We start from the raw sequence: 12,653 nt of genomic DNA on the forward strand, positions 1-12,653 counted from the left end.
GCAGAACCGGGCGGTTTCGGTGACAGCGATGATAGCAAGGCAACGCGGCTTGCGCCGCGCCGCGCTTACTCGGCTGCTGGGTGTTGCGGCTCTTCCGCCGGCGCGCTCGGCGTGCCGAAGTCGAATGCCTCTTCCGCTGCGATCTGGTCGAAACGCTCGCGATCCGACGATTCCTTCGCCTTGCGTGCCTTGTGGAACGCGAGACCCGTACCGGCCGGAATCAGACGGCCGACGATCACGTTTTCCTTCAGGCCGCGCAGATCGTCGCGCTTGCCCATGATCGCCGCTTCGGTCAGCACGCGGGTCGTTTCCTGGAACGATGCCGCGGAGATGAACGAGTCGGTCGACAGCGATGCCTTCGTGATACCGAGCAGCACGTTGTCGTACGAAGCCGGACGCTTGCCCTCGGCGATCATGCGATCGTTCTCGTCCAGCATGTCGGAACGCTCGACCTGTTCGCCCGGGATGAAGCGCGTATCGCCGTTGTCGGTGATCTGCACACGACGCAGCATCTGGCGAACGATCACCTCGATGTGCTTGTCGTTGATCTTCACGCCCTGCAGACGGTACACGTCCTGCACTTCGTCGACGATGTAGCGCGACAGCGCCTCGATACCCTGCAGACGCAGGATGTCGTGCGGATCGGCCGGACCGTCCACGATCATTTCGCCCTTGTTGACGACCTGGGCATCGTGAACCAGAACCTGCTTTTCCTTCGCGATCAGGAACTCGTGCTGGTTGCCCTCGAGGTCCGTGATGACGAGACGCTGCTTGCCCTTCGTGTCCTTGCCGAACGACGTCGTACCGGTGACTTCCGCGAGAATGCCGGCATCCTTCGGCGAACGCGCTTCGAACAGTTCCGCCACCCGCGGCAGACCGCCGGTAATGTCACGCGTCTTCTGCGCTTCCGTCGGGATACGTGCGAGCACTTCACCGACCTGCACCTGCTGGCCATCCTTCACGGTGATCAGCGCGCCGACCTGGAAGCCGATCTGCACTGCGTGCTCCGTGCCCGGAATCTTCACTTCCTCGCCGTTCGCGTCGAGCAGCTTCACCTGCGGACGCACGCTCTTCGAAGCCTGCGAACCGCGGCGCTTCACGTCGATCACGACCAGCGTCGACAGGCCGGTCACGTCGTCGATCTGCTTCGCGACGGTCACGCCTTCCTCGACGTTCTCGAACTTCACCGTACCACCGTACTCGGTGATGATCGGACGCGTCAGCGGATCCCACGTGGCGAGCTGCGTGCCGGCCTTGATCGTCGCGCCGTCGAGCTGCAGCAGCGTCGCGCCGTACGGCACTTTGTGACGCTCGCGCTCGCGACCGAAGTCGTCGGTGATCATCGCTTCGCCCGAACGGGAAATGACGATCTGCTCGCCCTTCGCGTTCGTGACGTAGCGCATCGTCGCCGTGAAGCGAACGATACCGTTGCTCTTCGCTTCGACCGACGAAGCCACTGCCGCACGCGATGCCGCGCCACCGATGTGGAACGTACGCATCGTCAGCTGCGTGCCCGGTTCGCCGATCGACTGCGCCGCGATCACGCCGACCGCTTCGCCGACGTTCACGAGCGAGCCGCGGCCGAGGTCGCGACCGTAGCAGGCTGCGCACAAGCCGTAACGCGTCTCGCAGGTCAGCGGCGTGCGCACGCGCACTTCGTCGATGCCGAGGCGTTCGATTTCCTCGACCGCCGTTTCGTCGAGCAGCGTGCCCGATTCATACAGCGTTTCCTGCGTTTCCGGGTTCACGACGTCCGCGACCGCGACGCGGCCGAGGATACGGTCGCGCAGCGCTTCGACGACTTCACCACCTTCGACCAGCGCCTTCATCGCCACGCCGTTCGACGTGCCGCAATCGTCTTCCACCACGACCAGATCCTGCGTGACGTCGACCAGACGACGTGTCAGGTAACCCGAGTTCGCGGTCTTCAGTGCCGTATCAGCCAGACCCTTACGTGCACCGTGGGTCGAGATGAAGTACTGCAACACGTTCAGACCTTCGCGGAAGTTCGCGGTAATCGGCGTCTCGATAATCGAGCCGTCCGGCTTCGCCATCAGGCCACGCATACCGGCCAGCTGACGAATCTGAACCGCCGAACCCCGGGCGCCCGAGTCGGCCATCATGTAGATCGAGTTGAACGACTCCTGGCGCGTCTCGTTGCCGTCGCGGTCCGTCACCGGCTCCGTCGACAGCTGCTCCATCATCGCCTTGCCGACCGCTTCCGACGTTGCCGACCAGATGTCGACCACGTTGTTGTAGCGTTCCTGCGCGGTGACGAGACCCGACATGTACTGGCGGTCGTACTCCTTCACCTTCTTCGCGGCGTCGCCGACGATCGTTTCCTTCTGCGGCGGCACGAGCATGTCGTCCACGCAGATCGAGATGCCGGCACGCGTCGCGAGACGGAAACCCGACTGCATCAGCTGGTCGGCGAACACGACCGTCGCACGCAGACCGCACTTGCGGAACGCCGTGTTGATCAGGCGCGAGATTTCCTTCTTCTTCAGCGGCTTGTTCAGCACCGAGAACGGCAGGCCGTGCGGCAGGATCTCCGACAGGATCGCGCGACCGACGGTCGTCGCGTACAGCGTGATCTTCGGCACGAACGGCGGCGCGCCTTCGGACGTGTCTTCGTTGTGGACCATTTCGGTGATCCGCACGTTGACGCGCGAGGCCAGCTCGACTTCCTTGTTCTCGTACGCGCGAATGACTTCCGACACGCCCGTGAACGACAGGCCTTCGCCCTTGCCGTTGACCGCTTCGCGGGTCGCGTAGTACAGACCCAGCACGATATCCTGCGACGGCACGATCGACGGATCGCCGTTGGCCGGGAACAGCACGTTGTTCGACGCCAGCATCAGCGTGCGCGCTTCCATCTGCGCTTCGAGCGACAGCGGCACGTGAACGGCCATCTGGTCACCGTCGAAGTCGGCGTTGAACGCCGCGCAGACGAGCGGGTGCAGCTGGATCGCCTTGCCTTCGATCAGGACCGGCTCGAACGCCTGGATACCGAGACGGTGCAGCGTCGGCGCACGGTTCAGCATCACCGGGTGCTCGCGGATCACCTCTTCGAGGATGTCCCACACCACCGGCGTCTGGTTCTCGACTTCCTTCTTCGCAGCCTTGATGGTCGTGGCAACGCCCATCACTTCCAGCTTGTTGAAGATGAACGGCTTGAACAGTTCGAGCGCCATCAGCTTCGGCAGACCGCACTGGTGCAGCTTCAGCGTCGGGCCGACCACGATGACCGAACGGCCCGAGTAGTCGACGCGCTTGCCCAGCAGGTTCTGACGGAAACGACCGCCCTTGCCCTTGATCATGTCGGCGAGCGACTTCAGCGGACGCTTGTTCGCGCCCGTCATCGCCTTGCCGCGACGACCGTTGTCGAGCAGCGAGTCGACGGCTTCCTGCAGCATCCGCTTTTCGTTGCGGACGATGATTTCAGGCGCCTTCAGCTCGAGCAGACGCTTCAACCGGTTGTTACGGTTGATCACGCGGCGATACAAGTCGTTCAGGTCCGACGTCGCGAAACGGCCGCCGTCCAGCGGCACCAGCGGACGCAGTTCCGGCGGCAGCACCGGCAGCACTTCGAGGATCATCCACTCGGGCTTGATGCCCGAACGCTGGAATGCCTCGAGGACCTTCAGGCGCTTCGCGTACTTCTTGATCTTCGCTTCCGAGCCAGTGTTCTTCAGCTCGGTGCGCAGCGTCTCGACCTGCTCGTCGATATTGATCGCGCGCAGCAGTTCACGCACGCCTTCCGCGCCCATTTCGGCACGGAATTCGTCGCCGTATTCCTCGACCTTGTTGTAGTAATCCTCTTCGGTCATGATCTGCCGCGCCTTCAGCGGCGTCATGCCCGGTTCGATCACCACGTACGCTTCGAAGTACAGCACGCGTTCGATGTCGCGCAGCGTCATGTCGAGCACCATGCCCAGACGCGACGGCAGCGACTTCAGGAACCAGATGTGCGCGACCGGCGAGGCCAGTTCGATGTGGCCCATCCGTTCGCGACGCACCTTCGCCAGCGTCACTTCGACGCCGCACTTCTCGCAGATCACGCCGCGGTGCTTCAGGCGCTTGTACTTGCCGCACAGGCACTCGTAGTCCTTGATCGGCCCGAAGATCTTCGCGCAGAACAGACCATCGCGTTCCGGCTTGAACGTACGGTAGTTGATGGTCTCCGGCTTCTTCACTTCGCCGAACGACCACGAACGGATCTTGTCGGGCGAGGCCAGACCGATCTTGATCGCGTCGAAAACTTCTTCCTGTTGGACTTGCTTGAATAGATCGAGCAGAGCTTTCATTGCTTTCTCTCCGTAGTCCGATTAATTGCGGTCGAGATCGATATCGATACCGAGCGAGCGGATTTCCTTCACGAGCACGTTGAAGGATTCCGGCATGCCTGCATCGATCACGTGATCGCCCTTGACGAGGTTTTCGTACACCTTCGTCCGGCCGGTCACGTCGTCCGACTTCACCGTCAGCATTTCCTGCAGCACGTAGGACGCGCCGTACGCTTCGAGCGCCCACACTTCCATTTCACCGAAGCGCTGGCCACCGAACTGCGCCTTACCACCCAGCGGCTGCTGCGTGACGAGCGAGTACGGGCCGGTCGAACGCGCGTGCATCTTGTCGTCGACCAAGTGGTGCAGCTTCAGGTAGTGCATGTAGCCGAGCGTCACGCGACGTTCGAACATTTCACCCGTGCGGCCGTCGTACAGGCGGACCTGGTTCTTCGACGGGTTCATGCCGAGCTGTTCGGCGATGTCGTCCGGGAACGCGAGGTCGAGCATCTTGCCCATTTCTTCCTCGGTCGCACCGTCGAACACCGGCGTCGCGAACGGCACGCCTTCGCGCAGGTTCTTCGCGAGTTCGAGGATCTCGTCGTCGGTGAAGCTTTCCAGATCTTCCTGGCGGCCCGACTCGTTGTAGATCTTCGTCAGGAACACGCGCAGTTCCTCGATCTTCGCCTGACGCTGCAGCATTTCGCCGATACGCCAGCCGAGGCCCTTCGCAGCCCAGCCGAGGTGCACTTCCAGAACCTGACCCACGTTCATCCGCGACGGCACGCCGAGCGGGTTCAGCACGACGTCTGCCGGACGACCGTCGGCCATGTACGGCATGTCTTCGATCGGGACGATCTTCGACACGACACCCTTGTTACCGTGACGGCCTGCCATCTTGTCGCCAGGCTGCAGACGGCGCTTCACCGCGAGGTACACCTTGACCATCTTCAGCACGCCCGGCGGCAGTTCGTCGCCTTGCGTGAGCTTCTTGCGCTTCTCTTCGAACGCGAGGTCGAACTGGTGACGCTTCTCTTCGATCGAGTTCTTGATCGCTTCGAGCGATGCCGCTGCTTCGTCGTCCGCGAGGCGGATGTCGAACCAGTGGTAGTGGTCGAGATCTTCCAGGTAAGCCTGGTCGATCTTCGTGCCCTTCGCGAGCTTCTTCGGACCGCCGTTCGCGACCTTGCCCACGAGCATGCGCGCGAGACGCTGGAACGCGTCGCCTTCCACGATGCGCAGCTGGTCGTTCAGGTCGAGACGGTAGCGCTTCAGTTCGTCGTCGATGATCTGTTGCGCACGCTTGTCGCGCTGGATGCCTTCACGCGTGAACACCTGGACGTCGATCACGGTGCCGCTCATGCCCGACGGCACGCGCAGCGACGTGTCCTTCACGTCCGAAGCCTTCTCGCCGAAGATCGCGCGCAGCAGCTTCTCTTCCGGCGTCAGCTGGGTCTCGCCCTTCGGCGTGACCTTGCCGACCAGCACGTCGCCCGCTTCGACTTCCGCACCGATGTACACGATGCCCGATTCGTCGAGACGGCCGAGCTGGACTTCCGCCAGGTTCGAGATGTCGCGCGTGATTTCTTCCGGCCCGAGCTTCGTGTCGCGTGCAACGACGTTCAGCTCTTCGATGTGGATCGACGTGTAGCGATCGTCCGCGACCACCTTCTCCGAGATCAGGATCGAATCCTCGAAGTTGTAGCCGTTCCACGGCATGAACGCGATCAGCATGTTCTGGCCGAGCGCGAGCTCGCCCAGGTCCGTCGACGCGCCGTCGGCCAGCACGTCGCCGCGCGAGACCTTGTCGCCCATCTTCACGATCGGACGCTGGTTGATGTTCGTGTTCTGGTTCGAACGCGTGTACTTGATCAGGTTGTAGATGTCGACACCGACTTCACCTGCGACCGCTTCGTCGTCGTTCACGCGAATCACGATACGGCCTGCGTCGACGTAGTCGACCACACCGCCGCGGAACGCCTGGACCGTCGTACCCGAGTCGACCGCGCAGGTGCGCTCGATGCCCGTACCGACGACCGGCTTTTCCGGACGCAGACACGGCACGGCCTGACGCTGCATGTTCGAACCCATCAGCGCACGGTTCGCGTCATCGTGCTCGAGGAACGGGATCAGCGACGCTGCCACCGACACGATCTGCGACGGCGCGACGTCCATGTACTGGATACGGTCCGGCGTGACCATCATCGTCTCGCCGGCTTCGCGCGACGACACGAGTTCGTCGATCAGCTGGCCGTTCTCGTCGATCGCGGCGTTCGCCTGGGCGATCATGTAGCGGCCTTCCTCGATCGCCGACAGGTAGTCGATCTGGTCGGTCACCTTGCTGTCCACGACCTTGCGGTACGGCGTCTCGAGGAAGCCGTACTCGTTCAGGTGCGCGTACAGTGCGAGCGAGTTGATCAGGCCGATGTTCGGACCTTCCGGCGTTTCGATCGGGCACACGCGGCCGTAGTGGGTCGGGTGCACGTCGCGGACTTCGAAGCCTGCGCGCTCGCGCGTCAGACCGCCCGGGCCCAGTGCGGAAACACGGCGCTTGTGCGTGATTTCCGACAGCGGGTTGGTCTGGTCCATGAACTGCGACAGCTGCGACGAACCGAAGAACTCGCGGATCGCCGACGAAATCGGCTTCGAGTTGATCAGGTCGTGCGGCATCAGGTTTTCGCTTTCGGCCTGGCCGAGGCGTTCCTTGACCGCGCGCTCGACACGCACGAGACCCGCGCGGAACTGGTTTTCCGCCAGTTCGCCGACGCAACGCACGCGACGGTTGCCGAGGTGGTCGATGTCGTCCACTTCGCCCTTGCCGTTGCGCAGCTCGACGAGGATCTTGATCGTCGCGAGGATGTCGTCGTCCTGCAGCGTCATCGGGCCGACGATCTCGTCACGGCCGACGCGGCGGTTGAACTTCATACGGCCGACCTTCGACAGGTCGTACGCTTCTTCGCTGTAGAACAGACGGTTGAACAGCGCCTCGACCGCTTCTTCGGTCGGCGGCTCGCCCGGACGCATCATGCGGTAGATCGCGATGCGCGCGGCCGTCTTGTCGGTCGTTTCGTCGACACGCAGCGTCGACGAGATGTACGGACCCTGGTCCAGATCGTTCGTGTAGAGCGTCTGGATGTCCTTGATGCCCGCTTCGCGCAGCTTCTCGAGCACGCTTTCCGTGACTTCGTCGTTCGCGCTCGCGATCACTTCGCCGGTGTCGCCGTCGACGACGTTCTTCGCCAGCACGCGGCCGAGCAGATAGTCTTCCGGCACCGAGATGAACTTGGTCTTCGCGGCTTCGAGGTCGCGAATGTGCTTCGCGTTGATCCGCTTGTCCTTCTGGACGATGACCTTGCCGTCGCGATCCGTGATGTCGAAACGCGCGACTTCACCACGCAGGCGCTCGGGCACGAACTCGAGTTGCGCGCCTTCGTCCATCAGCGTGAAGTTGTCGAACACGAAGAAGTTCGCGAGGATCTGTTCCGGCGTCAGGCCGATGGCCTTCAGCAGGATCGTGACCGGCATCTTGCGGCGACGGTCGACGCGGAAGTACAGGATGTCCTTCGGATCGAATTCGAAGTCGAGCCACGAGCCGCGGTACGGAATGATCCGTGCCGAGAACAGCAGCTTGCCCGAGCTGTGCGTCTTGCCCTTGTCGTGTTCGAAGAACACGCCCGGCGAACGGTGCAGCTGCGAGACGATGACACGCTCGGTGCCGTTGATGACGAACGAGCCCGTCGGCGTCATGAGCGGAATTTCGCCCATGTACACTTCCTGCTCCTTCACTTCCTTGACGACCGGCTTGTTCGGCGATTCCTTGTCGAGAATGACGAGGCGGACCTTCGCGCGCAGCGCGGAGCAGTACGTCAGGCCACGCTGCTGGCATTCCTTGATGTTGAATGCCGGCGAGGACAGCGCATAGCTCACGAACTCGAGGCGCGCGAAACCGTTGTGCGAAACAATGGGAAATACCGATGTGAACGCGGCCTGCAAACCCTCAGGCTTACGTTGCGTCGCGGGCACATCGGCTTGCAGAAACGTGCTGAATGATTCAAGCTGGGTAGCCAGCAAGAACGGAACTTGGTGAACGATGGGGCGCTTCGCGAAACTCTTGCGAATGCGCTTCTTCTCGGTGAAGGAATATTGCATACGATCTCCGAATCACGGCGGGTGCTATCGAGGCGGAATACCTGGACGTTTCAAACCCGAGTGTTCACCGACTGAGACCCGATGGCCGTTCGACGGCTTGAACGAGCCGAGAAGCTTGGTGGTTGGCCGCTACCAACCGCTGGCTGACGGCAGCGGATGCCTGTGTTGCCCGCTACCCGACCAAACTTGCCTTCTGCAGTCGCTTCAGAAGACAAAGAGAACCGCCAATCGTGAGTGATCCATCACAACGATCAGGCGGTTTTCTTTGGCTTCTGGGGCCGATTATTCGGGCTCCCGAATGAGTGCCAGAATAACGACCCCACAAAGCACAAAAAGGCCGGCGGTGAAAATACCGCCAGCCTTCGCACAGCGCGCCGAAACTTACTTGACTTCGACCTTCGCGCCAGCTTCTTCCAGCTTCTTCTTGGCTTCTTCAGCAGCAGCCTTGTCGACGCCTTCCTTGACGGGCTTCGGTGCACCGTCAACCAGATCCTTCGCTTCCTTCAGGCCCAGGCCCGTCAGTTCGCGAACGGCCTTGATGACCGAAACCTTGTTGGCGCCGGCTTCAGCCAGGACGACCGTGAATTCGGTCTTCTCTTCTGCTGCAGCAGCTGCGCCGCCGCCTGCCGGGCCAGCGACTGCCACTGCAGCTGCCGACACGCCAAACTTCTCTTCGAACGCCTTGACCAGTTCGTTCAGTTCCAGAACGGTCATCCCTTCGACTGCTGCCAGGATGTCTTCTTTTGCGATTGCCATTTGAAATACTCCTAAATTGAATTCGGATACAGCCAGCGATCAGTAACGCTGATGCACGTTCGCTTACGCAGCTTCCGCTTGCTTCTTCTCGGCCAGCGCGGCGAGAGCACGCGCGAAGCCCGAAACAGGCGATTGCATAACGAACAGCAGCTTCGAGAGCAGTTCTTCGCGGCTCGGGATGCTTGCCAGCGCTTGCACGCCAGCCTTGTCCATCACCTTGCCATCGAACGAACCAGCCTTGATGACCAACTTTTCATTGCTCTTGCTGAAGTCGTTGACGACCTTGGCAGCAGCAATGGCATCTTCCGAGATGCCGTAGATCAGGGGACCAGTCATCTGCTCTGCCAGCGGAGCAAAAGGCGTACCTTCGACGGCGCGACGCGCCAGCGTGTTCTTCAACACGCGCAGGTAAACCTGTTGCTCACGCGCTTTCGCGCGCAGCTTGGTCAGATCGCCAACCGCAATTCCACGATACTCAGCCAGCACAACGGTCTGGGCCTTCGCGACTTGCGCGGAAACCTCAGCGACGACGGCTTGCTTGTCTTCTCTATTAAGCGGCACGGTTAGCCTCCAGAAACGATACGTTCGGCGTGGCCGGTATGGCCGAAACCTCACGTACCTCGTTCAACAACGGCGTCCGACCTCGTTAGGAGTATTTCCACCTCACGCCGCGAATCGCTTCGCGGCCTGCGGCTTCACCACTGCAAAACTTTTTCGGGTTCGCCATCTGCGTTGGCTTGAATTAAGGGATCGCCTGCCTGCTGCGCCCCACCAACGGTCTTTGATAACCGGTTGTTCGCCCTGCTGCACGAACAACCGCCCAAAGCCCATGTAGGCCGCCTCGCGAACGAAGCGGCCCGAATACTTGCTTACTGCGCTGCCAGCGTAGCCTGGTCGACGCGCACGCCGACGCCCATCGTGCTCGACAGTGCGATCTTGCGCAGGTACACGCCCTTGCTCGTTGCCGGCTTCGCCTTCTGCAGCGCTTCGATCAGCGCCGACAGGTTCGAACGCAGCGCGGTCGGCTCGAACGATGCACGGCCGATGGTCGCGTGGATGATACCGGCCTTGTCGACACGGAATTGCACCTGACCAGCCTTCGCGTTCTTGACGGCGGTTGCGACGTCCGGCGTGACCGTACCGACCTTCGGGTTCGGCATCAAGCCGCGCGGGCCGAGGATCTGGCCGAGCGTACCGACGATACGCATCGTGTCCGGCGAAGCGATCACGATGTCGAAGTCCATCTGGCCAGCCTTGATCTGCTCAGCCAGGTCTTCCATACCGACGATTTCCGCGCCTGCTGCACGTGCCTGCTCGGCCTTTTCGCCTTGCGCGAACACGGCAACGCGAACCGACTTGCCCGTACCTGCCGGCAGAACGACCGAGCCACGAACGACCTGGTCCGACTTCTTCGCATCGATGCCGAGCTGGACTGCGACGTCGATCGACTCGTCGAACTTCGCGCTCGCGCATTCCTTCACGAGGCTCAGTGCGTCTTCGATCGCGTACAGCTTCTGACGGTCGACCTTGGCGGCAAATGCCTGACGGCGCTTGGAGATCTTAGCCATTTACACGCCCTCCACAGTGATACCCATCGAGCGTGCGCTACCAGCGATGGTGCGAACGGCTGCGTCCAGATCAGCTGCCGTAAGGTCCGGCATCTTGGTCTTCGCGATTTCTTCGGCTTGAGCGCGCGTGATCGAACCGACCTTGTCGGTGTGCGGCTTGCTCGAGCCCTTGTCCACCTTCGCCGCCTTCTTGATCAGGACGGTTGCCGGCGGCGTCTTCATCACGAACGTGAAGCTCTTGTCAGCGAATGCCGTGATGACCACCGGCACCGGCAGACCCGGCTCCATGCCTTGAGTCTGCGCGTTGAACGCCTTGCAGAACTCCATGATGTTCAGGCCGCGCTGGCCCAGTGCCGGACCGACCGGCGGCGACGGGTTGGCTTTACCTGCAGGGATCTGCAGCTTGATAAAGCCGATAATCTTCTTTGCCATTTGAAACCTCATTGGAACGCCGGAGAAGGCGTTCGGTGAGTGATAACGCGCGTTCGCCGCTGGCTACTGACGCTCCTCAACGGCCATGACGCGGGCCGTAAGCGCGAAGGTGGGCAGCCGAGGCTGCCCACCGAATCGGGGTCAAACTTTTTCGACCTGGCCGAATTCGAGTTCGACCGGGGTGGATCGACCAAAGATGGTGACCGACACGCGTACACGCGATTTTTCGTAGTTGACTTCTTCGACGGTGCCATTGAAGTCCGTGAACGGGCCTTCCTTGACACGCACCATCTCGCCGACTTCGAACAGGGTTTTCGGGCGCGGCTTTTCGACGCCTTCCTGCATCTGCGACATGATCTTCTCGACTTCCTTCGGGGAAATCGGGGTCGGGCGGTTACGCGCACCGCCGACGAAACCGGTGACCTTCGCGGTGTTCTTCACGAGGTGCCACGTTTCGTCCGTCATTTCCATTTCCACCAGCACGTAGCCGGGGAAGAAACGACGCTCGGTCACAGCCTTGTGGCCGCCTTTGACTTCGACCACTTCTTCGGTCGGGACCAGGATCTGACCGAATTTGTCCTGCATGCCAGCACGTTCAATGCGCTCCTGAAGCGCACGTTGCACGCTCTTCTCCATACCGGAGTAGGCGTGCACGACGTACCAACGCTTTCCGCTCGGGGATGCCGGAGTATCGCTCATATCATTTCCAACCCAGAATCGCCGAGAAAATCACCCATTCGATCGATTTGTCGCTCAACCAGAGGAAAATCGCCATCACGAGCACGAAACCGAACACGACGAGTGTGGTTTGCGTTGCTTCCTTGCGGGTGGGCCATACGACCTTCCGGACTTCCTTGTACGAATCCTTGGCAAACGCGATGAGGCTCTTGCCAGGGGCGGACATCAGCCCGACGGCCACGCCGGCGATGATACCTACCGCCAACGCGGCACCGCGGACATACCACTGCTGATTGGCCAGCCAGAAGAAGCCCACGAATCCGGCCAACACCAGCAATACGCCCAGGGCCAGCATCAGCTTATCGCCGGAGGTATTTACAGTTTCGACGGATGGATTCGCCATAACACCTTAAAACAAATGCCACGTGGGACACGTGGCGATTTTTGGCAGGGGCAGAGGGAATCGAACCCCCAACCTTCGGTTTTGGAGACCGACGCTCTGCCAGTTGAGCTATACCCCTAAACCATGCTGGGGCCGGCTGACGCTAGCCCCAAAACTGTCGATCAACGAATAACTGGCTTACTCGATGATCTTGGCGACGACGCCGGCGCCGACGGTACGGCCGCCTTCGCGGATCGCGAAGCGCAGACCTTCTTCCATCGCGATCGGAGCAATCAGCTTCACCGTGATGGACACGTTGTCGCCCGGCATCACCATTTCCTTGTCCTTCGGCAGCTCGATCGAGCCCGTCACGTCCGTCGTACGGAAGTAGAACTGCGGACG

General features: G+C 61.5%; 9 protein-coding genes and 1 tRNA gene. All 10 read right to left on the reverse strand.

Annotated features, from left to right (window positions below; all coding sequences use genetic code 11):
• Positions 1-65 precede the first annotated feature (65 nt).
• On the reverse strand, positions 66-4,307 hold the full coding sequence (rpoC, locus tag HWX76_RS06595) for a DNA-directed RNA polymerase subunit beta' (RefSeq protein ID WP_050013169.1): 4,242 nt from the start codon (positions 4,305-4,307) through the stop codon (positions 66-68).
• A 21-nt stretch (positions 4,308-4,328) separates the two neighbouring features.
• Complete coding sequence (gene rpoB / locus HWX76_RS06600; protein ID WP_050013170.1) at positions 4,329-8,435, reverse strand: DNA-directed RNA polymerase subunit beta; 4,107 nt, start codon at positions 8,433-8,435, stop codon at positions 4,329-4,331.
• A gap of 381 nt (positions 8,436-8,816) precedes the next feature.
• Entirely contained in the window at positions 8,817-9,191 is a 375-nt protein-coding gene (rplL, locus tag HWX76_RS06605) for a 50S ribosomal protein L7/L12 (RefSeq protein WP_006477198.1), read from the reverse strand.
• 63 nt (positions 9,192-9,254) lie between these two features.
• On the reverse strand, positions 9,255-9,752 hold the full coding sequence (gene rplJ, locus HWX76_RS06610; protein WP_011546647.1) for a 50S ribosomal protein L10: 498 nt from the start codon (positions 9,750-9,752) through the stop codon (positions 9,255-9,257).
• A 308-nt stretch (positions 9,753-10,060) separates the two neighbouring features.
• The gene (rplA, locus tag HWX76_RS06615) at positions 10,061-10,759 is read right to left on the reverse strand and encodes a 50S ribosomal protein L1 (protein WP_006482906.1); all 699 of its coding nucleotides are present in this window, start codon (positions 10,757-10,759) and stop codon (positions 10,061-10,063) included.
• Complete coding sequence (gene rplK / locus HWX76_RS06620) at positions 10,760-11,191, reverse strand: 50S ribosomal protein L11 (protein ID WP_006477201.1); 432 nt, start codon at positions 11,189-11,191, stop codon at positions 10,760-10,762. It abuts the gene before it with no gap.
• A gap of 141 nt (positions 11,192-11,332) precedes the next feature.
• On the reverse strand, positions 11,333-11,890 hold the full coding sequence (gene nusG, locus HWX76_RS06625; protein ID WP_006400672.1) for a transcription termination/antitermination protein NusG: 558 nt from the start codon (positions 11,888-11,890) through the stop codon (positions 11,333-11,335).
• A 1-nt stretch (position 11,891) separates the two neighbouring features.
• A complete protein-coding gene (gene secE, locus HWX76_RS06630; protein ID WP_006482892.1) occupies positions 11,892-12,272 on the reverse strand; it encodes a preprotein translocase subunit SecE in 381 nt (126 codons plus the stop codon).
• Between the two features lie 42 nt (positions 12,273-12,314).
• Positions 12,315-12,390 (reverse strand) — tRNA-Trp (locus tag HWX76_RS06635).
• Positions 12,391-12,449: 59 nt separating this feature from the next.
• Positions 12,450-12,653 (reverse strand): elongation factor Tu (locus HWX76_RS06640; RefSeq protein WP_175992775.1); only part of this gene is annotated, 204 nt, incomplete at its 5' end.

The organism is Burkholderia sp. BCC0398 (assembly GCF_902833245.1).
In the GTDB taxonomy this organism is placed as follows: Bacteria; Pseudomonadota; Gammaproteobacteria; order Burkholderiales; family Burkholderiaceae; genus Burkholderia; species Burkholderia sola.